The 24,232-nt window shown below is 30.3% G+C and carries 25 protein-coding genes; all 25 read left to right on the top strand.

All coding sequences use genetic code 11. From position 1 onward, the window contains the following. Positions 1–24 precede the first annotated feature (24 nt). The 25 genes from A500_RS09890 to A500_RS09770 all read left to right on the top strand — a co-directional run bounded on the left by A500_RS09890 (position 25) and on the right by A500_RS09770 (position 24,217). Positions 25–810, top strand: coding sequence for a ParA family protein (locus A500_RS09890; protein WP_016207444.1), 786 nt, complete (start codon positions 25–27; stop codon positions 808–810). Beyond that, entirely contained in the window at positions 807–1,796 is a 990-nt protein-coding gene (locus A500_RS09885) for a ParB N-terminal domain-containing protein (RefSeq protein WP_016207443.1), read from the top strand. The genes A500_RS09890 and A500_RS09885 overlap by 4 nt, the downstream gene beginning before the upstream one ends. Then, positions 1,789–8,028: a helicase-related protein gene (locus A500_RS09880; RefSeq protein ID WP_016207442.1), complete on the top strand. Its 6,240-nt coding sequence runs from the start codon at positions 1,789–1,791 to the stop codon at positions 8,026–8,028. The genes A500_RS09885 and A500_RS09880 overlap by 8 nt, the downstream gene beginning before the upstream one ends. Before the next feature lie 24 nt (positions 8,029–8,052). After that, a complete protein-coding gene (locus tag A500_RS09875) occupies positions 8,053–8,304 on the top strand; it encodes a hypothetical protein (protein WP_016207441.1) in 252 nt (83 codons plus the stop codon). Beyond that, entirely contained in the window at positions 8,304–9,020 is a 717-nt protein-coding gene (locus A500_RS09870; RefSeq protein ID WP_016207440.1) for a JAB domain-containing protein, read from the top strand. Before A500_RS09875 ends, A500_RS09870 begins: the two co-directional genes overlap by 1 nt. Before the next feature lie 21 nt (positions 9,021–9,041). Beyond that, the gene (locus tag A500_RS09865; RefSeq protein WP_016207439.1) at positions 9,042–10,025 is read left to right on the top strand and encodes a DUF3991 and toprim domain-containing protein; all 984 of its coding nucleotides are present in this window, start codon (positions 9,042–9,044) and stop codon (positions 10,023–10,025) included. 21 nt (positions 10,026–10,046) lie between these two features. Then, positions 10,047–10,463, top strand: coding sequence for a DUF6075 family protein (locus A500_RS09860; RefSeq protein WP_016207438.1), 417 nt, complete (start codon positions 10,047–10,049; stop codon positions 10,461–10,463). A gap of 143 nt (positions 10,464–10,606) precedes the next feature. Further along, positions 10,607–10,909 (top strand): plasmid mobilization protein, encoded by a 303-nt coding sequence (locus tag A500_RS09855; RefSeq protein WP_016207437.1) that lies wholly within the window; start codon positions 10,607–10,609, stop codon positions 10,907–10,909. A 189-nt stretch (positions 10,910–11,098) separates the two neighbouring features. Beyond that, positions 11,099–11,818: a hypothetical protein gene (locus tag A500_RS09850; RefSeq protein ID WP_016207436.1), complete on the top strand. Its 720-nt coding sequence runs from the start codon at positions 11,099–11,101 to the stop codon at positions 11,816–11,818. Between the two features lie 156 nt (positions 11,819–11,974). Then, positions 11,975–12,919, top strand: a complete 945-nt coding sequence (locus A500_RS09845) for a relaxase/mobilization nuclease domain-containing protein (RefSeq protein WP_016207435.1) — start codon at positions 11,975–11,977, stop codon at positions 12,917–12,919. A 100-nt stretch (positions 12,920–13,019) separates the two neighbouring features. Continuing rightward, positions 13,020–14,516, top strand: a complete 1,497-nt coding sequence (locus tag A500_RS09840; RefSeq protein WP_016207434.1) for a P-loop ATPase, Sll1717 family — start codon at positions 13,020–13,022, stop codon at positions 14,514–14,516. Between the two features lie 80 nt (positions 14,517–14,596). Next, a complete protein-coding gene (locus A500_RS09835; RefSeq protein WP_040436737.1) occupies positions 14,597–16,759 on the top strand; it encodes a VirD4-like conjugal transfer protein, CD1115 family in 2,163 nt (720 codons plus the stop codon). Continuing rightward, positions 16,746–17,096, top strand: coding sequence for an Mbov_0395 family pilin-like conjugal transfer protein (locus A500_RS09830; RefSeq protein ID WP_016207432.1), 351 nt, complete (start codon positions 16,746–16,748; stop codon positions 17,094–17,096). The genes A500_RS09835 and A500_RS09830 overlap by 14 nt, the downstream gene beginning before the upstream one ends. A gap of 19 nt (positions 17,097–17,115) precedes the next feature. After that, positions 17,116–17,346, top strand: coding sequence for a DUF6133 family protein (locus tag A500_RS09825; RefSeq protein WP_016207431.1), 231 nt, complete (start codon positions 17,116–17,118; stop codon positions 17,344–17,346). 30 nt (positions 17,347–17,376) lie between these two features. Further along, a complete protein-coding gene (locus A500_RS09820) occupies positions 17,377–17,607 on the top strand; it encodes a DUF6133 family protein (protein WP_016207430.1) in 231 nt (76 codons plus the stop codon). A gap of 86 nt (positions 17,608–17,693) precedes the next feature. After that, a complete protein-coding gene (locus tag A500_RS09815) occupies positions 17,694–18,527 on the top strand; it encodes a conjugal transfer protein TrbL family protein (RefSeq protein WP_016207429.1) in 834 nt (277 codons plus the stop codon). After that, positions 18,527–18,736, top strand: coding sequence for a hypothetical protein (locus A500_RS09810; RefSeq protein ID WP_016207428.1), 210 nt, complete (start codon positions 18,527–18,529; stop codon positions 18,734–18,736). Before A500_RS09815 ends, A500_RS09810 begins: the two co-directional genes overlap by 1 nt. A 19-nt stretch (positions 18,737–18,755) precedes the next feature. Continuing rightward, the gene (locus A500_RS09805; RefSeq protein ID WP_016207427.1) at positions 18,756–19,091 is read left to right on the top strand and encodes a hypothetical protein; all 336 of its coding nucleotides are present in this window, start codon (positions 18,756–18,758) and stop codon (positions 19,089–19,091) included. Then, positions 19,088–19,531, top strand: a complete 444-nt coding sequence (locus tag A500_RS09800) for a prepilin peptidase (RefSeq protein ID WP_016207426.1) — start codon at positions 19,088–19,090, stop codon at positions 19,529–19,531. Before A500_RS09805 ends, A500_RS09800 begins: the two co-directional genes overlap by 4 nt. Before the next feature lie 14 nt (positions 19,532–19,545). Continuing rightward, a complete protein-coding gene (gene cpaB, locus A500_RS09795) occupies positions 19,546–20,361 on the top strand; it encodes a Flp pilus assembly protein CpaB (protein WP_016207425.1) in 816 nt (271 codons plus the stop codon). After that, positions 20,351–21,208 carry a CpaE/TadZ family protein gene (locus A500_RS09790; protein ID WP_016207424.1) on the top strand — a complete coding sequence of 286 codons (858 nt, stop codon included), beginning with the start codon at positions 20,351–20,353 and terminating at the stop codon, positions 21,206–21,208. The genes cpaB and A500_RS09790 overlap by 11 nt, the downstream gene beginning before the upstream one ends. Beyond that, on the top strand, positions 21,208–22,572 hold the full coding sequence (locus A500_RS09785) for a CpaF/VirB11 family protein (protein WP_016207423.1): 1,365 nt from the start codon (positions 21,208–21,210) through the stop codon (positions 22,570–22,572). Before A500_RS09790 ends, A500_RS09785 begins: the two co-directional genes overlap by 1 nt. Next, positions 22,569–23,498 carry a type II secretion system F family protein gene (locus A500_RS09780; protein ID WP_016207422.1) on the top strand — a complete coding sequence of 310 codons (930 nt, stop codon included), beginning with the start codon at positions 22,569–22,571 and terminating at the stop codon, positions 23,496–23,498. Before A500_RS09785 ends, A500_RS09780 begins: the two co-directional genes overlap by 4 nt. A 76-nt stretch (positions 23,499–23,574) precedes the next feature. Then, positions 23,575–23,940 (top strand): type II toxin-antitoxin system RelE/ParE family toxin, encoded by a 366-nt coding sequence (locus tag A500_RS09775; protein ID WP_016207421.1) that lies wholly within the window; start codon positions 23,575–23,577, stop codon positions 23,938–23,940. Beyond that, on the top strand, positions 23,933–24,217 hold the full coding sequence (locus A500_RS09770) for a helix-turn-helix domain-containing protein (RefSeq protein WP_016207420.1): 285 nt from the start codon (positions 23,933–23,935) through the stop codon (positions 24,215–24,217). The genes A500_RS09775 and A500_RS09770 overlap by 8 nt, the downstream gene beginning before the upstream one ends. Positions 24,218–24,232 lie beyond the last annotated feature (15 nt).

Raw genomic sequence — 24,232 nt, 5'->3', positions numbered from 1 at the left:
CAAAATAATAAGGAGGCGAATCTTATGATTAGTAATAAAGTAATTTCAATAGTGAATCAAAAAGGAGGTGTAGCCAAAACTGTAACAACTTTAAATTTAGGATATGCATTAGCAGAAATGGGAAAGAAGGTATTACTTATAGACTTCGATCCGCAGAGCAGTTTAACAGTATGCTTTGGATATGACAATACGGACAGTATAAAAACGACAATATATAACTTGATGTCGCTAGCTATTGAAGAAAAAAGCTTACCTAAAAAGGAAGAATATATTATTTCGGCAGGAAATATTGATATTATTCCATGTAGCTTAGAGCTATCAGCAATCGAAATAGCCCTTGTTAATGTTATGAGCAGAGAACTTGTTTTAAAATCTATTGTTGACGAAATAAAAAATGATTATGACTATGTAATTATTGATTGCTCTCCATCACTAGGGATGCTTACTATAAATGCACTTGCTGCTTGTGATAGTGTGATTATTCCTGTTACTCCTCAATATCTTTCAGCTAAAGGCTTGGAGTTACTTCTTAGAAATATTATAAGAGTTAAGAAAAGAATAAATCCTAAGATTGAGGTTGATGGAATACTTTTAACTATGTATGCAGAAAGAATGAAGCTTTCAAAAGAAGTGTTATCAATAATTCAGGATGCTTATGGAAGCAGAATAAATATTTTTGAAAATAAGATACCAACTTCAGTTAAGGTTGGCGAGGCTAATATGAAAAGCAAGAGTACCATAGAATATGATTCTAAAAATAAAGTATCTATTGCATATAGAGAATTTGCTAAGGAGGTGGCTGCAATATGAGTGAGAGAAAGCTGATGAGCTTAGATGATATGTTTGGAGACAGTGAAGTTAAAGGTGATACTAATTCTGGCGTTATAGAAGTTGAAATTGATAGACTGATACCTTTTTTAAATCATCCTTTCAAATTATATGAGGGTGAAAGATTTGATAATATGGTTAGAAGCATCAAAGAGTTAGGAATAATTGTGCCTGTTATAGTAAGAAAAAAGGGAGACAATTATGAGATATTGTCTGGACATAATAGGGTTAATGCTGCAAAGGTTGCAGGACTTAACAAAGTTCCTGTATCTATAAAAGAAAACATAGACGATGAAGAAGCTATTCTTATAGTAACTGAAACCAATCTTATGCAGAGGTCCTTTACTGATATGCTGTTTTCAGAAAGAGCTGCTGCTTTATCAGAACATCATAAAGCACTAACATCTCAAGGCAAAAGAACAGACCTTTTAAAAGAAATTGAAACTATGCTAAAAGCTGATGAAATGAAGGTTGAAGAAACTTCTCGACTATTAGGCGAGAAGTTAACAAGTGCAGATGAAACAGGAAGAAGTTTTAATTTATCAGGAAGAACAGTATCAAGATATTTAAGGATTTGTCACCTTATAAAAGAATTAAAAGATAGACTTGATATAGAAGAAATACCATTCTTTGCAGCTGTTGAACTTTCATATTTAAAAGAAGATGAACAAAATATTATTGAAGCTATACTTATTGAAAATAAATTTAAAATTGATTTGAAGAAATCACAAGTCTTAAGGGATTATTCAGAAAAAAATAAACTTGATGAAGAAACAGCTCATTCAATTCTTTCAGGAGAAATTAATAAAAAGGCAAAGTCAAACAAGCCTGCGACTATAAAATTGAAGCCTAAGCTAATAAGCAAATATTTCAAACCAGAAGTTAAGCAGACAGAAATTGAAGAGATTATTGATAAAGCTCTAAAGTTATATTTTGATAGTCAGGGGAAGGAGGTATTAGATGAGTAGAATAACAGAGGTTAAAGAAGTATATGAGAAGATTACAAGCATAGTAAGATCTAACAAGAAAGAATGGAAAGAATTCTTGGATTTTTCAGCAAGAATTTATAAGTATAACTTCGATAATGCAGTTTTGATTTATGCTCAAAGACCAGATGCTTCAATGGTTGCTACAATGGAGATATGGAACAGAAAAGTCGGAAGATATGTAAATAAAGGAACAAGAAGTATAGCAGTTTTTGATACCTCTATGCCAACACTCAAATTAACATACTTATTTGATATCAAAGATACCAATGGAGAACAACACACTATTCCTAAGTTATGGAAGCTTGATGATGGAATCAGTATAAAGCTTTTAAAAAACATAAATGAAAAGTATAATTTAGATAGTAATTCTATAGAGAAACTAATATCAAGTGTTACAGATATTAAAGTTAACGAGGAATTTGATAATATAATTGATGGTTATGAGGAAGATATTAAAGAAACTTGGCTTGAAGATTTGCCGAAAGAAGGATTTATAAATTATTTTACCCAAACCATTATAGAAAGTGTTAATTATTTGGTGGCGAAAAGATGCGGAATAGAAGACTCAAGCTTTAATGATGAAAATACATTTATGGTAATAAATCATTTTAATACGCTACCATTAACTTTTAGACTTGGAAATTCTGTGTGCAGTATATCTCAGCAAATTCTTAGAGAATTTGAAAGTGAAATATATAAAATTATGAGAGAGCAAAGGAGCGAAAAAAATTATGAAAGAGAACTTAAATCTCAATTACAAGGAGATAGACGGAATACTTTATCCAGAGATACAAATATCAAAGAACAAGGAAATGGATCAGACGCCATTAGGAAAATACGGTCAGATGGCGTTGAATTATCTAAAGAACAATCATCAGAACAGATACAGCTTACTTCTAGCACAAGGGGAGCTGATGGAGAAAATGCATCAAGTGAACGAGGAAGCACATCAGAGGCTAGAAATATTAATAGAGCAAATGTTGAAGACAGATCCGATAATGAATCCAGAAAACACCATGGAGAGCTTCAAACACAGGGAGAAAATAAAGGAAACAGCAGAGGAGATAGTTCTTCACGAGATAGTTTACAAAATGAGATAAAGCAAATAGATATTTTTGAGTCACAACAAAGTGGCTCTTTTTTAATGCCTGAAAATAAGGATAAAGAAGCACTAAATGTAGCGGATACCAAAGAGGAAAGAGTTGATATTTCAGATAAAGATAATGAAATTAAATCTGAAAACAAAAATTCTAAATGGGAAGAGTATAAAAACAGGACATTAGAAAATTATGAAGCTAATATTTTAGGCTGGCTAAATAACAATGAAGTTAATAGAAAATCTGAAACTAAAGAAAAAACAAATGCAAAAGAAAAAGCTGAGAAAATAAATTACAACTATAGTCCAGAAGATGAAATTGGAGTTGGAGGACTTAAAACTAAATTTAGAAACAATATAGAAGCCATTAAAACTTTAAAGGTTATTGAAGAAGAAAATAGATTTGCAACAGCAGAAGAACAAAAAATACTTGCTAAATATGTAGGCTGGGGAGGTATGGCTCAAGCTTTTGATATTAATAGTACAGGATGGAATAGCGAATATACAGAGCTAAAAGCACTACTTACTACTGAAGACTATGTATCTGCAAGAGCATCAACGCCTAATGCTCATTATACTTCACCTACAGTTATTGAAGGAATATATAAAGCACTTGAAAGCTTTGGATTTAAAATAGGTAACATTTTAGAACCTTCTATGGGAGTTGGAAATTTCTTTTCTATGCTTCCAGACAGCATGAAAGACTCTAAGTTATATGGAGTAGAACTTGATGATATTTCAGGGAGAATAGCAAAGCAGCTCTATCAAAAGGCAGATATTAAAATACAAGGATTTGAAGAAAATAACTATCCAGATAATTTCTTTGATGTTGCTATAGGTAATGTTCCCTTTGGAGATTATAAGCTTCATGATCCTAAATATGATAAACATAATTTTTTAATACACGATTACTTTTTTGCTAAGGCTTTAGATAAAGTAAGACCAGGTGGAATCATAGGTTTTATAACTTCAAAAGGGACTATGGATAAAGAAAACAATAGTGTAAGAAAGTACATTGCAGAGCGTGCAGAATTAATTGGAGCAATAAGACTTCCTAATACTGCCTTTAAATCAAATGCAAATACAGATGTTACTGCGGATATTATATTTCTTCAAAAGAGAGAAAGGGTACAGGTTACAGAAGAAAATTGGCTTCATGTAGCAAAAACAGAAGATGGAGTTCCTATAAATGAATACTTCCTTGATAATCCAGAAATGCTTCTTGGGAAAATGGTTTTTGATCAGAGAATGTTTGGTGAAGGTAGTAAATACACAGCCTTAGTTAATGAAGATGAGAATTTTGATTTAAGTGAAGCTTTAGCTAGAGTAGTTGAAAATCTAAATGCTAATATAGTAAGTTTTGAAAGAGAAGAAGCTGCTACAGAAGATTTTATTCCTGCTGATCCTAATGTGAGAAACTACACTTATACTTTTATAGATAATCAGCTTTATTATAGAGAAAATGCTGTAATGAGAAAAATTGAAGCTACAGGAAAGACTTTAGAAAGGATAAAAGGTCTCCATGCTATAAGAGAAATCACTAGAGAAATAATAGATATTCAAACAAATGGCTGCACTCAAGAAGAGCTAAAAGAAAAACAGGAAATATTAAATAAACGGTATGATACCTTTGTTAAAAATCATGGGTATATAACAGCAAGAACCAATAATACAGCTTTTAGAGATGACAATGATTATCCTCTCTTATGTTCCCTTGAAGTAGTAGATGAAAACAAAAATGTTACTAAAGCTGATATGTTCACTAAACAAACTATACGGCCGCTTGAAAAGATAACAGAAGTAGATACAGCCATTGAAGCTCTTACAGTAAGTTTAAATGAAAAAGGAACAGTAGATTTATCTCTAATGCTAGAAATTTATGATAGCACAAGAGAAAATATTATAAATGAACTTAAAGGTCTGATATTTTTAAATCCTGAAAAATATAGCAAAGATGATTTACTTCAAGGCTGGGAAACTCAAGATGAATATTTAAGTGGCAATGTGAGACATAAATTAAAATTGGCAAAACTTTATGCTGAAACTAATCCAGAGCTTTTTACACAAAATGTAGAAGCCTTAGAAAAAGTTCAGCCAATAAATCTAGAAGCAAGTGAAATTGATATAAGGCTTGGAATAACATGGATTGAAGAAGGAGATATAGAAAAATTTATTTATGAAACCTTAGGAACTCCAAAGTATGCACAAAACTCAGGTTCTCGTTATAGCAGCAATGAAATAAAAGTTCATTATAATAATTTTAATGCATCTTGGGTTATTGAAAATAAGGGGGTAGATGGATATTCTGTGGCAGCAACAGAAACTTTTGGAACTAAAAGGCTTAATGCCTACTATATTGTTGAAGAAACTTTAAACCTTAGAACTGTTACTGTAAAAGACAGAATAGAAGAAATCGATACTGTAAGATACGTCCTTAATCAAAAGGAAACTATGTTGGCAAGAGAAAAGCAAAATCAGATTAAGGAAGAATTCAAGAACTGGATATTCAGAGATCCTGACAGAAGAAAGAAGTATGTTGAATTCTATAATGAAAACTTTAATAACATAAGGCTTAGAGAATATGATGGATCTCATTTAACCTTTCCAGGAATGAATCCAGATATTAAACTTAGACAGCATCAAGTAAATGCTATAGCTAGAATTTTATATGGTGGAAGTACACTTCTTGCTCATTGTGTTGGTGCTGGAAAGAGCTTTGAAATGATAGAAAGCGGTATGGAACTGAAGAGATTAGGTCTTTCTAAGAAAAGCATATTTGTAGTTCCTAATCATTTAACAGAGCAGATGGGAGCAGAGTTTTTAAGATTATATCCTTCAGCTAATATTTTAGTTACTACAAAGAAAGACTTTGAAAAACAAAATAGAAGAAGATTTGTAAGTAGAATTGCTACAGGTGCTTATGATGCAATAATTATAGGGCATACGCAATTTGAAAAAATACCAATTTCAAAGGAAAGACAAGAAAGAATGTTAAATTATCAGATTGAGCAAATGACCTATGCCATAGAAGCTACTAAAAGAGAGCGAGGAGAAAACTGGTCTATAAAGCAGATGGAGAAATTTAAAAAGAGTTTAGAGAGTGAACTTAAAAGACTTCTTGATGAATCAAGAAAGGATGATGTTATAAACTTTGAAGAGCTTGGTATTGACACTATGTTTGTAGATGAAGCACATTATTATAAAAACTGTGCAGTATTTTCTAAAATGAGAAATGTGGCTGGAATATCCAATACGAGAGCTAAAAAAGCCAGTGATATGCTTATGAAATGCCAATATATCCATGAGATAAATGAAGGCAGGGGAGTAATATTTGCTACAGGAACCCCTATTTCAAATTCTATGACAGAAATGTATGTAATGCAAAGGTATCTTCAAAACCATGAACTTGAAAGGAGAGGTATTCAGCATTTTGATGCTTGGGCAGCTAGCTTTGGTGAAGTAGTTTCTTCATTGGAACTTGCTCCAGAAGGTACAGGTTATAGGTTTAGAAGTAGGTTTTCAAAGTTTACAAACCTTCCAGAACTAATGACCTTATTTAAAAATATAGCAGATGTTCAAACCTCAGATATGCTAAAACTGCCAGTGCCAAAACTTAAGAATGATAAATACATTTTAGTATCTTCGGAGCCAAGCGAGTTTATAAAACATGAAATGGAAAACTATGTTGAAAGAGCTGAAAGAATTAGAAATGGAATGGTTGATCCTTCTGTAGATAATATGCTTAAGATAACCAATGAAGCAAGACTTTTAGGTACAGATTCAAGGCTTATTAACAAAGAAGCAATAAATGAGCCCGATTCAAAGGTTAATAGATGTATTGAAAATATTTATGAGGAATATAAAAAATCAGAAACTGTAAAAGGAACTCAAATAGTATTTTGCGATGTGGGAACGCCTAATTCAGATGGGCGTTTTTCTGTTTATGATTCAATTAAAGCAGAACTAATAAATAAAGGAATTCTTGAAAATGAAATATGCTTTATCCATGATGCGAAAAATGAAATACAAAGGGAAGAACTATTTTCAGATATGAGGTCAGGGAATAAAAGAGTAATCATAGGAAGTACTCCTAAAATGGGAACAGGTACAAATATTCAAGATAGACTAATTGCACTTCATCATTTAGATTGCCCTTACAGACCAAGTGATATAGAGCAGCGAGAAGGAAGAATTTTAAGGCAAGGAAATATAAACCCAGAAGTAAATATTTATAGGTATGTTACCAAAGATACTTTTGATTCATACCTTTGGCAGATTGTAGAGCAGAAGCAAAAATTCATATCTCAGATAATGACTTCCAAATCTGTTGCAAGAAACTGTGAAGATGTGGATGAAACGGTACTATCCTATGCAGAAGTTAAAGCTTTAGCTACGGGAAATCCATTAATAAAAGAAAAAATGGATGTTGATAATGAAGTAGCAAGACTTAAAGTTTTAAAAGCTGCTTATGATAGTCAAAAATATACCATGCAGGATAATTTTACTTTTAAGTATCCAAAACTTATTAATGAAGCTGAAAGTAAGCTAGAGTGTATTATCAAGGATATTGATAAAAGAAATATGGAAGATGGTAAGGAGTTTTTAATAACTATAAATGGCAAGTTATTTGATGAAAGAGAAAAGGCAGGAACAATGCTTCAAAGTCTTTATGAGAAGATACCAAAAGGTGATGAGCTTCATGTAGGAAACTATAGAGGTTTTGATTTAAAACTTAGGAAAAATTTATTCTTTGAAAAGCATGAACTCTTAATCCATGGTAATTTAAAATACACTGTAGAGCTTGGAGATAGTGCTCATGGAAATATGCTAAGAATTGAGAATATGTTAAATAATCTCGAAGGAAAGATGGAATGCATAGAAGAAAAAATCGAGGAATACAAAAGAAACATGGAACAGTCAAAAATAGAATATGAGAAACCTTTTCCTTATGAAGAAGCTTTAAAAGAAAAGTTATCACGACAATTTGAACTTAACTCTCTGCTTGATTTAAATAAAAAAGAAGCTGAAGTTATGTTAGATGAAGATGCTTCAAATAATGAAGTAGATGATGTGGAAGTAGTTAAAGTTGAAGATTGTGATGAAATGGCAATCTAGAAAAATATGATTGAGGTGAGGTAAGTGAATAAGAAAATTAATAGAGATAATTATAAGTATTTATGTTCTTTAATGGCACAGCTTTTAGAACTAGATGTAGATACAGAGGAAAGAATAAAAGAATACATTGAAAATCATGGAGTGGATAATTTTTTTAAGGATTATGAAAAAATGGAGCTTCCTTATGAGGTATATGAAAAACTCGAAGGTTTGCAGCTCGTATTAGAAACTTTAAGTGATAAAACTCTTGAGGAAAGTATTGGAGGTGCACTCTAATGGAAAAGAATAAGCCATATACTTATAGCTTTTTAAAAGGCTTAAATACCTTAACAGGAATTTCTATTAAAAAAATAGAAGACTATGCAAAAGAAAATAATCCGTTCAATATTTTAGAGCATCCAAAGGTTATTGAACCAAATGATAAGCAGCTAGAAAAAATATCAATGCTCAAAGAGTTTATAGCTTCTTATAATTTATTGAAAGCTCATGAAAATGAAAATAAAATTAAATTTTCTACACCAAAGGAAGCAGCAGAATATTTTGTACCTTTATTAAGCGGTGTAAAGGATAAAGAAAAGTTTATGGTAGCTTTTTTAGATAATGGAAATAACATAATTCAAACCAAGACTATGTCGGAAGGTAATATATCTCAAGCAGTAGTTTATCCAAGAGAAATATTAAAAGAAGCTCTAGCTTGTGATTGCAGAGCTATGATTCTAGCTCATAATCACCCTGGAGGCGCTAATTTTCCTTCCAATGAAGACAAGGCTTTAACTCAGAAGCTAGTTAATATTTTTAATCCTTTAGAAATCAAAATACTAGATCACATAATAGTTGCAGGAATTAATAATTGTTCAATGGCTGAGAAGGGCTATATGCCACAAGCAATAGATGAATTAGCAAGTTATGAACCAATAAAAATAGAAGATAAAAATTTATTAGAGGAAAATCAAAGCTTCAATTCTGAACTAGATGAGGAATTGGAGCTTTAATTTTATTGGAGGTAGAAGGTAATGGAAAAGCTAAGATTTACTGATGAAGAAATATCTAAAGCTGATAAAACAAATATAATAAGCTATGCTTTAAGTGCAGGATATCCAGTAAAACAAGTTACTTCTCGCTCCTTTAAAATAGATGGTTATGGTGGGTTATATATTCATAGTGATGGTCATAAATGGAATTGGTTTTCTCAAAATAAAGGTGGAGGAGCTATTCAATTTGTAATGGAAATGGAGAATAAGTCTTGGGTAGATGCAGTAAAAACTTTAATAGGAAAAACAGATGAAATTTTACGATATAAGCCTCCAGAAGTTATTGAAGAAGAAATAAAAGGAGAATTTATTCTTCCAGAAAAAAATATTACGTATAAACATATCTTTGCATATCTAATTAATTCAAGGGGTATTGATAGTGAAATTGTAAGAGATTTTGTTAAAGATCATAAGCTGTATGAAAATACACATGGAAGCTGCGTATTTATAGGTTTTGATAAGGAGAATAATCCCCAATATGGAAGTATAAGAAGTACAAATGCTACAGGTAATTCTTTTAGATGTGATGTGAAAAATTCAGATAAAGCTTATCCATTTTGCAAGCCTGGAAAGAATAATACAGTATGTGTATTTGAAGCTCCTATTGATCTTATGAGTTATCTTACCTTAATTAAGAAGCACAATATAGAAAATTTTGAAAATCACTGTATTTCTCTTGGGGGTGTTGCTGATAGAGCTCTTGAATATTACTTAAAAGAAAATCCTAATATAAATAAAATAATGCTCTGCCTTGATAATGATGAGGCAGGGCATTTTGCTTGTAATCAGATTTTCAATAAATATAAAGATAGATATGAAATTGTAAGGCATAAACCTAAAGGAAAGGATTTTAATGAGGATTTAATAGCATTAATTAAGGAGTCAAAGGTAACAAAAATAAGTGAAAATGATGCTATTTATGGAAGTGGCGACTACTCAAATGAGTTTGATGATATGAGTATTTAGAAAGGCAAAGGGTGATTTGAAATGCAATTTTTAAATAAGGAACATGCAGTTAATTTTAATGAGCTAATACAGAAAGATAATACACATCCTAGGGATACTGAAAGGTATTCTTTATTTTATATTATTGCAGGTAATGAGGATTTGTTTAGAAAGAGAAAATTTCTATATGACTTTGAAAGTAATGGTATTAAAGCTAACTGCCTTGATGATGGTAATGCTGATCTTTCAAGCAGTGCCAAAGCTCTTGTAAGATTAGCTTTTAATTTGTTCAACAGTTATGAAGATAAATATACAACGCCTATTGATATTTTTTATAGTTTGGATGATAAAAATTATAGTCTTGCAATGAATTCAATAGATATAAGGTTTGGAAGGGGTATTGAAAGTGAAAAAATTTGTTACATGGAACAGGAAAATGATGAGGAATTGGAAATTTAGTTCTTTTTTCAATATCCAAGAGGACTGAGCGAAAACCATAGGTTTGAGGTGAAGGCAAGCTTCCTATTGGTATATCCAATAGCTTGTTAAGAATGGGGAAATCCCCAAGCCCCTTTAAAAGTAACTTAGAAAGAAGGGATGGTATGAGAAAAAGAAATGTTCAAACTAATATTAGAATGACAGAAGATGAAATAGAGCAAATAAAAAAGAAAGCTAAAAAAGCTAATATGACCTTTAGCAATTATGTTATAGCTTCTGCACTTAATGAAGAAATTGTAGTTATTGATGGAATAAAAGATTTTACTCACCAACTTTCTAAAGTAGGTACAAATCTTAACCAATTAACTATGCTTTGCCACCAAGGTAAGATAAATTGTCCTGATATAAATTCTGTAAATAAAATGTTGAAAGAGATATGGGAAAAACTTATAGGAATTAGAAAATAAGATAAAATTTTTGGAATTATTGAGAATTCAATAGAAGAGGAATATAATTCTGTATAATGAATCAATATATTTACAAGAAAAATAGAGATTTTATCTAGTTGTTTATAAATTATGTAGAATATTTGTAGACAATGAAATGTATAAATCAGAATTTATCATTAAAATTTTTTATAATTGGAGGATTGTTGGATGCGGTTATATAGAGCCATGCCCATGAATGAAAAAATACTAAATAGCCATAAAAGAGTCTTTTCCAAGGGTCAAAATGTTATCAGTAATATTTGTGTTTTAAATGAAATATACAGTCAGATAATCCCTACACATAAGTTGAATAAAGCAAATAAGAATAGAATTATTTTTTCATTCACAGATGATATAGATGTAGCTTGTAGATTTATAGAAGAATATTCTATGACATATAATAAAATCGGATATATAGATTTAGAAATTTCAGATGAAACTTCTGCATTATTAATAAATAATGAAAATGTTCTATTTATTAAACCGATTTTTAGATTGTCGGATTGGATAGATTTAGCCATTTATAATGTAAGTGAAAATAAAAATTATTGTCTCCCAATTACTATAAATAACGTCAATTACGCACGAAAAGAATTTCCGTTAATAAATACCTTAGTTCCAAGTAGATGGGGAGCTTTAAGTTTAGCACGTTCTGCAAGAGAATATGTGGTAATATGTAAAAATTTAGTTCCTGATATACTATCAAAAAAGGATGTTGATTACGAGAGAAAAAATAAGCACCTTAAAGATTATAATCTATTTCTTTCTGATAATGATTCCATCACAAAAAAAGAAGTTGTAAAAAGTTTGAAGAACGACCTTGAAAAAATTAACATATCTCAAGTACGCAAAGATTACCTATTTAAGTTATTATCTGAATGCAAATGAAAGAAATAGAATGGTCATAGTATTTAGATTACAAATTTCAATTCATCGAAATTAAATTGTGCATTCTATAAGGTATTAAAATTATAAGAACATTTGTTATTTTAAAATAATATGTGTTTTTATTTTACTTCAATTTATATAAAGTGTGGTGAATTTATGGCGGTAATAGAGTTTATAAATGCATCAAATAATACCTATAAAGGTATGAAAAGAGCTATAAATTATATAAAGAATCCTCTAAAGACATCAGAACATTTAACTGGAGGAAAAGATTGTTCATCAGATACAGCTTATGAAGAGTTTGTTATGATTAAGCAGAATTTTAATAAAGAAAAGGGGAGACAGTTTATACATTTTATTCAATCCTTTTCTCCCAATGATAAAGCTACACCGGAAATTATAAATGAAATAGGTAAAAAGCTTTTGGAACATGAAGTATTTAATGATTTTCAGGTAATATATGCAACTCATACAGATAAAGAACATCTTCATACTCATTTTATTGTAAATTCAGTTGGTTTTTCAAAAGGATGTAAGTGGCAGCTATCTAAGGAACAATTAGAAAGTCTTAAGGAATATTCAGATGAGTTATGCAAAGAATATGAGCTTATTGTTGTTGATGGAGAAAAAGGAAAGCACAAAAATAGGGGGGAATATAGGTCAACTGATAAAAAGCAAAGTTGGAAATATGAGTTGTATCTTGCTGTAAAGTATTGTAAATGGTGTAGCAGAAGTAAGGATGAGTTTATAGAAAATATAAATAAGCTTGGCTATAAAGTTGATTGGATAGATGAAAGAAAATATATAACTTTTACGATTCCTGATGGAAAGAAGTGCAGGAATAGCAAATTATATCCCCCAGAACAATTTACAAAAGATGCACTTCTTAAAGCTTTTGAATTAAATAAACAGAAGGCGGATAAAAAGCAGCTTGAAGCAAGGAGGGAATTGCTATTGACAGCAATTGAAATGATTTGTAAAGATAATACTAATAATTATAATTATCTTTTACCTTTAACTACACTTGAGGGTCAAGCAAAGAAGGAAAGAGCAATTGAGGAAAGCAAAGGAAGAGGATTAGATTGGGAAAAAGAAATTTGAGATCGAAAAAGGGTTGTTCTTGTAACTAAAGCAAAAAAATACTATAATTGTAATATGTAAATTAATGATATTTTGGTTATATCCAAAAGGGGTAAGATATATGGGGGAGTTATATCAAAGTTTAGGATTTAGTGAGAATCCTTTTTCGAGATTTTCAGCAGAAGAAGAAATTGATTATTTATCTGATATATATATTAAACCTAGGTATTTCGACACTTTAATAAATGACTTAAGTAATGGAGCTAGTAGGTTTATATTTGGCGACAGAGGAAGCGGAAAATCAGCATTAATAATAGAACTAAAAAAAGAACTAGAAAAAAATAATATATTTGCAATAATAATTCAAAATTATGATGATATTCCACTAAAAAATAATGATAAACACATGATATATTTGATGATACAGGAATTGTTAAAAAAACTAGTTGTTGTACTTTCAAAAAATTCATTTCTAATTAAGAAATTGGACAAGTATGACAAAGAAAAATTAGCTATATTTATTAGAGATTTCTATAATAGCATGAGTAGACGAGAATATGAAGATTCATTTAATAAGATATCAAAGGTAAAGGCTAAAAATACAATAAAAAATATATTTAACACTATTTTAAATAAACCAATAAATATTGCGATATCATCAGGAATAGAAATAACTTCTGATCTCGTGTGTAAAAGCTTCAATCTGCCTAAAACTGGGAATTTGGATTTTTATAAGAAATACATACCTGACTTAAAGTTAGAAGAAATTAATAAAAAACAAAAGGAAGAGTATTTTTTATCAAATTATAAGTTACTAAAAGATATGTTACTAGAGTTAATTTTTATTATAAAAAAACTTGGGTTTAAAAATACAGTAATATTTTTTGATAGAATTGATGAATTTAAAGCGCTAGGTGGAAAAATAAATAATATTGTAGATTTCACTGTGCAAATGTTAAAGGATACGGACTTATTATATACGAAAGAATTATCATTAGTATTTAGTATATGGAATGACATAAAAAGAAAGCTAAATGAAGATGGGATACGGTTTGATAAATTTAAACCTATTGATGTATCTTGGAATAACGAGGATACAATTAATATATTGCAAAAAAGATTGGCACACTTTGCTATTAATAAGCCTTATGATTATAAAAACTTGTTAGAAAAGGAAGAGTGCTTAGAAGATCTAATATATTTAGTAAATAAGTCACCAAGAGATTTAATACGTTTATTTTCAGCTATTTATGATGAACAATCAATAAGTAATCCTCAAAGTAAAGTGTTTCAGATGGATAATATTCATAAAGCAGAAATTAAATATTGTAGACAATATGATTATTACTCAGTATTCCCTTCCAAAATTGGAACTAAAGAAGACATTGTAAGCATCGTTAAGAAAATACTTAAAGTTGGAAAAACGACATTTAAAAGCAGTGATTTAGTATCAGAATTTAAATTTAGTACACAGTCTGCAAATTCATATATTAAGATTATGAAGGATTATGGACTAATATGCGATAATGAACAAATTGTTAGTGTTCCCAAAGAATATATAGTAATAGATCCTAAATTAGTTTATTTAATAGATAATAGTATTAAAGAATTAAAATAATTATACATAAGAACAAGATCTATCTAATTGTAGGTCTTATTTTTATCCACAAAATTCAATTAACAAAGGAGAATTGCCCAATGAAATATAAAACCAAAAAGCTTATTATAAGTCTGCTCATCCTATTGAGTGGGCTTTTTCTAAACATTTATTTTTCAACTATAGTTCATCAGCTGCTTTCAAAGCAAATGACAATACTAAAAATTCCAAACTTAATAACTTGTATCCAGAGTATAGCGTCAAGTAAACAGCACTTGATGCTTTTTTTATGCCTTAATGGATTTAATATTCTATTTTCAATATTTTATTATTTTGCCAATGATAAGCCGTATCAGAGTGAGTTAAGGGAGATAACTCCTAAAATTTCAACACCAGTGCCAGCAGGTCAAAAGCAATTTGGTTCTGCTGAGTGGCTTGCAGAAAATGAGAAGGATTCAGCTTTTGATAGCTTTATTCTAAATACAGATGACAGCAGGGTAAAGGCATTAATAGAACAAGGATACGATGATTTAAAAGAAATTAATGAAAGGTGTGAAGTAAACAATGAAAATGAAAAAGAACAAGAAAAAGGTAAAGAAGCACAAGAAGAACTTGCAGTGGAAGAACAGAAAGGAAATATTCAAAGGAAAGATAAAACCGCAGCAGGTTCAGTACAATCAGACAAAATTCTTTTATCGCAGGGTGGGGTAGTCTTAGGCTATAAAAAGCAGAAGGGAAGTGAAAAAATATATTATATAGGAGATGATGTCCACACATTATGCATTGGAGCTACACGTTCAGGAAAAACAAGGACTATAGTGCTGCAAAGCATAGGGATTATTGCACTATCAGGTGAAAGCATGGTTTTAAGTGATCCTAAGGGTGAGCTTTACGAATACACTTATCCTTATTTAGAAAGATTGGGATATGAGATTATAGCTATTGATTTTAAAAATCCACAGAAAAGTAGCAGATATAATTTTCTTCAGCCTGTAATTGATGCTATAGATAATAATGATATTGCAAGAGCTATTGATGCAACCTGGGACTTAACATCGCAGCTTGTAGGTGAAGCTAAAGGCGAGAGGATATGGACTGATGGAGAAGCTTCAATTATTGCAAGCAGCATAATGAGTGTAGTTTATGACAACAAGGAAGGTAACAATAGAAAATATCAAAATATGACCAATGTTTATTATTTCATAAGTGAGATGTGTAAAATGGTTGGGACAACTATGCCAATTATAGAATATGTTAAAAAGCTAAATGCATCTCATCCTGCAAAAGCACTCCTTGCTATATCTGAGGTAGCTCCAAGTAAAACAAGAGGAAGCTTTTACACAGCAGCGCTTACAACTCTAAGACTTTTTACAAATCCATTAATTAATTCAATGACAAATCTAAGTGAATATAATCCAAAAGAAACTGGAAGTAAAAAAAGAGCTATATTCATAATACTTCCAGATGAGAAAACTACTTATTACTCTTTAGCAAGCCTTTTTGTTTCACAACACTATGCAGAGCTAGTTAAAAGCGCAGATGAAAGAGGTGGTAGATTAAAAAATAGAGTTAACTTCTTACTTGATGAATTTGGAAACTTTGCTAAAATACCTGATTTCTCTAATAAGCTTACCGTTGGTGGTGGAAGAGGGATCAGGTTTAATTTATTTCTACAGAGTTTTGCTCAGCTTGATGAAAAGTATGGAAAGGAGGTGGCTAAAACCATTAAAGGAAACTGTGAAAATTGGATTTACCTACAGGCAGATGATATTGAAACTCTTGAGGAAATATCAAAAAAACTTGGGAATTATACAGTGTCTACTTATTCTTTAAGTTCATCTCATGCAAAATTTTCTACTCCATCTAGTTCACAAAGTATTAATTTAACTCATAGGGCCTTACTTGCAGCAGATGAAATAAGAAAAATTTCAAGACCTTACAGTTTAATTACTTCAAGAAATAATCCTTCAATTATGTATTCACCAGATTTAGCAGCTTGGAATTTCAATAAAATGTTTGGACTTGGAGATAAGGAACATAACAGAAAGGTTAGAGAATTAAGACAGGGTAGAAGAATAGCGAGAAACATCACTATGCTTGATATGGACTTATGGGGTATATGGCTTTATTATGCAGCAAATGAAGAACTGAATTTAATAAAGAATACCCAAAGAGAAATGAAATCACAATTTTCAAAGGTTCAATCAGGATATTTCTATGAGGAAAGTAAGAATTCAGGAGGACTTTATAATGAGGAAAATTAAAAGTAAGATCAAAAATCTTAAAGAAAAGATTTGCTTAATTGCTACATCTATGTATTTTCTGCTTATGAATAGTACAACAGCTTATGCAGAAGGTATAGGAGATAGTAATTTAGCAAAAGGGACAGAAAAACTTATTAATGATGCAACTACTTGGCTGATGATTCTTTCACCAGTTGCGGCAGGAGTTCTAATTATATATTTTTTTATAAGAAGAAGTGCTGCTGATGAAATGGATCAAAAGAAATGGAACAACAGAATTGTTGTTGCTATAGTTTCATGTATTGGAGCGGTTATAGCTTCAGCTACTTTAAATTTGATAATTGGATATTATAAATAAATTAACGGAGGTATCAGTAATGAGAAAATTAGTATTAAGCACACAAAGGAATATGGTAAATAAGATGAATTCAGTAAAGGGAGCTTTAAAAAGTAAAAGTGGAGAAGGTTTTGTTGACACAGCAGTAAAAATACTTATGTCAGTAGTAATCGGGGCACTGGTGCTTTCAGGGTTATATCTTTTATTTAAAGATACTGTATTACCAACTTTAGTACAAAGAATAACTGAAATGTTTAATTTTAAAGGCTAATTGTAGAATATAATTTTGGAGGAATGTTCAATGAAAAATTTAATGTTAATAATGCAAATAAGATCAATAAATAAGGTTAATTCAATAAAGCAAGTTTTAAAAAGCAAGAGTGGAGAAGGCTTTGTTGACACAGCAGTAAAAATACTTATGTCAGTAGTAATTGGGGCACTGGTGCTTTCAGGCTTATATCTTTTATTTAAAGATACTGTATTGCCAACTTTAACTCAAAGAATAACTGAAATGTTCAATTTTAAAGGTTAACAATTGATGAATATACAGAAAAATAAATTTCTATTAAGGCTTGCGATATTTTAACCGCAAGCCTTAAAAAATGGAGGTGAGTATTTTTGGAAGCCTTGTTTGTAATGCTTATAGCAGCTATTCTTAGTGGTTGTTTGGTATATGTAAACTCACTTTTAAATGATCTTGTACCAATAGCTCTTCACGCAGAAAGATATATGGATACTTTAATAGGAACTAATGGATTTACAGAGGTATTTAATATTTTCTTAGGATTTGGAATCTCACTTATAGTTCTAAAGTTCTTAAAGAAAGGCTTTGAACAGTATATATTATGGACAGAAGGGGATGCAGATGCTGACCCTTTAGTTTTTCTTACAGGATTTTTTAAAGCTCTTGCAATAGCTGTAAGTTTCCCAACATTATATCTGTGGTTAACTACTGTAGTTGAGGATTTAACCAATAAAGTCATTAATTTGATAAGCAAAGGAATGAAAACAGATTTTTCAGCAGTAATCACAGGTATATCAAGTGCTGGTCTATTTACTGCTATCGTATCTTTGATATTTTTCATATGCTTTTTCTTACTATATCTTCAATTTTTAATGAGAGGTATGGAAATATTAATATTACGTATAGGACTTCCATTAGCTTGTGTTGGAATGTTAGATGCAGATAGAGGTGTTTTTAGAACTTATATACAGAAGTTTTTTCAATCAACCATTGCAGTTATGGTTCAAATAGTACTAGCAAAAGCAGGAGTTGCATTAATGCTAAATACACATGTGTTTTGGGGAATAGCAGCTTTGATACTTGCAATTAAAACACCTAGGTTCCTTCAAGAATTTATTATTATATCTGGTGGTCAAGGTTCAGGAGTTATGGGAACCATATATCAATCCGTAAGATTGGTACAGATAGCGAAAGGAGCTTTTAAATAGTGGATTTAATTAAAGAAATGGCAGATGCTTTCATTATGCTAATAAGAGCTGGTGCGGTACTAAGGATTATTTATTGTTTTATAAAAATGGGAACTTCTGAGGAAGAGTTTTCTATGTATAAGAGAAGAGCTAAGAATACAGTGCTTTTCTACATTCTAGCTGAAAGCATATGGCAGATTAAAGAATTAATATTAGGATATTATTCTTGAATAGAAAGAAGTGAGTTTAATGGAACTAGAAGAAAAAGAAACTTTATATATTCCACTTGGATTAAAAACTAGAACAGAGATTTTTGATGGCTTTGGGAAGGAGGAACTTTTAAAAGCCATAATTGCGTCTTTAGTTTCAGCAATTATAGATGCAGTAATATATTTTATTTCAAAGAGTACAGCATTTTGTGTAGTATTTATTTTGTCTTCAATAGCAGGTTCAGTGATGATGCTAACAAAAGATCAAACAAATATTTCAGTTGTAGATCAGATGAAATTTATGGTTAAGTTCTATAAATCTCAGAAGATTTATAGGTACAAATATTTAGATGAATGGGGGATAGATAAAAGATGAAGGATGCATTTAAAATAGCCTTTTGGAATTTGATTGTTTTGAGAGGCTTTTTTTATGCCTTAATTTTAACTTATGCAAGTATTGTAGATATTAGAAATAAGATAATTCCAGATAAGGTTCATGTACTTATAATACTTCTGAGTTTATGCAGTTTAAATTCTTTTAACTCTATTTTAGGATTTTTAATTGTTCCAATACCATTTTTAATAACTGCATTTATAAAAGGTGATGGAATAGGAGGCGGTGATATTAAATTTATGGCTGCTAATGGACTTTTTTTGGGACTGAAAGGAGGCTTTATCGGAAGTTTTATTGGACTTACACTTGCTGTATTAATTAACATAGCTTATTACAAAATTAAAAATAAGGATAAAGAAATATCATTCCCACTTGCACCGTATCTTTCAATAGGGTGCTTTTTAACTTATTTATTATTTTAAGGAGGCATTTCAAAATGAAAAATTTATTAAAAAATAGAACTATTGTAGGACTTTCATCAATTATACTATCACTTATCATATGCTTTGCTGTTACTCCATTATATAACAACGCCTTACAATCAAAGGTTAAGATTATAAGAATAGCAAAAGATGTTTCAAAGGGAGATATCATAAGTTCAGATAAGCTTGAAACTGTTGAAATAGGTGGATATAATCTGCCGAAGGATGTATTAAGAGATAAAGAAAGTGTTGTAGGAAAATATGCTACAGCAGATTTAAGTAAAGGTGACTATATTTTAAACAGTAAAGTTTCCAGTAGTCCATTAGCAGAAAATAAATATCTTTATAGTCTTGATGGTAATAGCGAAGCTATTTCTATAACAATAAAGAGTTTTGCAGCTGGACTTTCAGGTAAGCTTCAGGCAGGAGATATTATTTCTATAATTGCTTCTGATTATGGTGATTTAAGAGAAACTATAGTACCAAATGAGCTTCAATATGTTAAGGTATTGGCAGTAACTACAAGCAAAGGTTCAGATAATGTTTACTCACAAAATAACAAGAATAACAAGGATAACAGTAATGATACAGAAAATCAACTGCCATCAACAGTTACACTTTTAGTAAATAAAGTTCAAGCTAAACTCCTTGCTAAATTAGAAAATCAAAGTAAAATTTATGTATCCTTAGTCTATAGAGGAACAGAAGAAAATGCCCAAAAGTTTTTAGATGCACAGAATAATATTTTTAATGAAAAAACAGACAATAAGACAAGTGGTAATACTTTAGATAAATCCTTAGGTCAGGGGGCAAATGTGAATGAAAAATAATCAAATTATTGCAGTATGGGGGAATCCATCCAGTGGTAAAACCACTGGAGCTATAAGAATAGCGAAAGAAATATCTTTAAAGAAGAAAAATGTAATATTGGTATTTTGCGATATATTTTCTCCTATGATTATGACATTGCTACCAAGTGTAAAAGGTGAAGAAAAATCCCTTGGAAGTATTCTTTCAGCACCAGAGATTAACCAAGAAACCATACTTTCAAAATGCATTACCTTAGATAAAAACAAGTATATAAGCTTATTAGGATATACACAAGGAGAAAACATATTTACTTATGCTGAATACTCAAAGGAAAGAGCAGTAGATTTTTTAATACTTTTAAGGCATTTAGCAGATTATGTTGTTATAGATTGTTCAAGTGTTTTTGCTTACGACATATTATCGGCAGTATCTCTTGAAATGGCAGATAGTGTAGTAAGATTTTGTAGCAGTAATTTAAAAGCAGTTTCTTATTTCAATTCCTATTTGCCACTTCTTGCAGACAGAAAATTTAACTTAGATAAGCATATAAAGGTTTTATCAAATATGAAAGTAAATGAGCCTGTAGAGCAGATAAAAGAGTTATATAAAGGTATAAGCTACGAACTTCCTTTTGTAGAAGAACTAGAAAATAAATTTTTAAGCAGAGAACTATTTAATGATTTGAATTCTAAGGATAGCCAAGAATATAAAGAAGCTATAAGAAGGTTAGCTTCATTTCTTATGGGAGAAACATCTGAAAAAATCAGTAGAGAAAAAGCACCAATAGTTAGAAAAGCAAAAATGAATGAAGAGAAAATCTCATTATTTAAAAAAGTAATTGCGTATGGGAAAGGAGGAGCTAAGTAGTGAACAATGCAGCATTATTTTTTAATACAGGAAAAAATAAAAAAGAGTTTCAAACAATATTACAAGAAGCTCAAGAATATATTTCTAGCAAATATTCTATGCTCATCTCAGATAATCCAGAAGAGCAAAAAGAACAGATAAATTCTTATATATCAAAATACATTTTAGATAATTCTTTAGGAGTTGAAGGATTATCCTTTGATGAATTAATAGAAAAGCTATATTCTGAAATGGTTGAGTTCTCATTCCTTACAAAATATTTATTTAGAAAAGATGTAGAAGAAATAAATATAAACCAATGGCAGGACATAAAAATAACCTATACTAATGGAGATATACTGCCAACAGAAGATAAATTTAATTCTCCTGAACATGCTATAGACGTATTAAGGAGATTGCTTCATAAGTCAGGAATGATTTTAGATAATTCACAACCAATAGTAAGAGGTCATTTATCAAATAAAATAAGAATAACTGTATTTGGAACTGGAGTAATAGATGATGATAAAGGAGTTTCTGCATCTATTCGTATAGTAAATCCACAGAAATTATCAAAAGAGGATTTTGTTAATAATGGCACAGCCACAGGAGAAATGCTTGATTTTTTAAGCATATGTTTAAGATATGGCATAAGTATGTGTGCTACAGGTGCTACATCTTCAGGAAAAACAACTTTAATGAGCTGGTTATTATCAACTATTCCAGATGATAAAAGAATATTTACTATAGAAAATGGCACAAGAGAATTTGATCTTGTAAAGACTGATGAAAGTGGAAATGTTATAAATAATGTTGTTCATACAGTAACAAGATATAGTGAAGATAAAAGTCAAAATATAGATCAGGAAAAACTTTTAGAAAGTGCTTTGACCTTTAACCCTGACTATATATGTGTAGCAGAAATGAAGGGTGAAGAATCTTTTTCAGCTCAGGAAGCAGCAAGAACTGGACATGCTGTAATAACTACTACTCATGCAAATTCCTGTGAAGCTACTTATTTTCGTATGATGACCTTATGTAAAATGAAATATGATATAAATGACGATACATTATATTCTTTGGTTACAGAAGCTTTTCCAATTGTTCTATTTACAAAAAAGCTCGAAGATAATTCAAGAAAAATAATGGAAATAACAGAGTGTGAAATAATGCCTAATGGTAAAAGACAAATTCATACTCTTTTTCGTTATAACATTAAAGAAAATAAAGTGGTAAGTGGAAAGCTAAAAATAATAGGAGATTACGAAAAAGTAGGTAACATATCAAGCAGTTTACAAAAAAGACTTCTTGAAAATGGTATGCCATTAAATGTGCTTGAAAGTATTATTACTAAAACAAAAGTAGAAGAAGGTGAATCAAAATGACATTGCTAAAGATTATAGCTTTTTTAGGAATTATTGCAGGAAGTTTTGTATTATTAGAACTATCGCCATTTGAATTTCTAGAAACAATTGCAGGTAAGTTTAAGGGAAAGAAAAAATCAATGAAGGCAATGATTACGGAAGCAAATAATAAGAAAAAGCCTAAGGGAATAAAACTTCTCATAATGGAAACAAAAGAAATACTAAAGATTACAGGGAAAACAGAAAAGTTTTCAAGTCTTTGTGTTATTTCTTTTTTCTTATTTGTAATGGGAATAATTATAGCAGTTTCTATGAATAACTTTTTCTTAGTTCCAGTACTTGGTATAGGATTCGCATTAATACCTTTCTGGTATATAAAGTTCACAGCAAACTTTTTTAAAAAGCAGCTTAATGCAGAACTTGAAACAGCTCTCTCAGTAATAACTACATCCTATATGCGAAGTGAAAGTATATTAACCGCAGTAGATGAAAATATAACTTATATAAATCCACCAGTTTCAGATGTTTTTAAAAGCTTTTTGACACAAACAAAGCTTATAAACTCAAACATTAAATTGGCACTGGAAAGTTTGAAAGTAAAAATAGATAATGATGTATTTAGAGAATGGATAGATGCAGTAATTGCCTGTCAGGAAGATAAAAATTTGAAAAATACTTTAACACCTATTGTATCTAAGCTTTCAGATATGAGAATAGTAGGAGCAGAGCTAGATTATCTTCTTTATGAGCCAATGAAAGAATTTATAACTATGACTATTCTTTTGATAGGAAATATACCATTAATGTATTTTCTAAATAAAGAATGGTACCAGACTTTGATGTTTACAAGTTTTGGTAAAGCAATACTTGCTATTTGTACTACTGTAATATTTGTATCATTAGCAGCTGTAATAAAGTTGACCAAGCCTGTAGAGTACAGGAGATAAAACATTGACTGATGTTATCATATATGATAACATACAATTAATAAATGCATATATTAAATAAGAGGGAGATATAAATGTGGATTGGAAGGTTGAATTCTACCAAAGAGAAAATGGTAACATCCCTGTAATGGAGTTTTTATCGTCACTCTCACCTAAAATGAGAGCAAAAGCATATAGTGAAATAGAACTTTTACAAGAGCATGGCATTTATTTAAAAGAACCTTATGTAAAACCGATTAAAGGGGAACAATACAAGGGAATATATGAATTAAGAATAAAATTGGGATCAGATGCATCAAGAATATTTTACTTCACTTATCATAGAGATACTTTTGTATTGCTGAATGGATTTCTTAAAAAGACAGATAAAACGCCAAAGCTAGAACTTGAAAAAGCAAAAAGATATAAAGAAGATTTTGAAAAGAGGTGTGAAGATGAGTAAAGCAAGTGTTGATTTCTCTATTATTAAAGAAGAGCTTATGGAGGATAGCGAATTCAAAGAAGAATATAATAAGCTAAAGCCACGATATGAGTTGATTTCTGAAGTAATAAGAGCAAGAAGAGAATTAAATTTAACACAAGAAGAATTAGCTTCCAGAATGGGAACTCAAAAATCAAATATTAGCAGGCTTGAAAGTGGAAATTACAATCCTTCTTTAGATTTTTTAAGTAAGCTTGCAAAAGGGCTAGGAAAAGAAATTCATATAGAACTAAGATAATATTTAATAATTTTA

It is taken from the genome of Clostridium sartagoforme AAU1 (assembly GCF_000401215.1).
In the GTDB taxonomy this organism is placed as follows: Bacteria; Bacillota; Clostridia; order Clostridiales; family Clostridiaceae; genus Clostridium; species Clostridium sartagoforme.
This window is presented reverse-complemented; position numbering and strand designations above follow the sequence as displayed.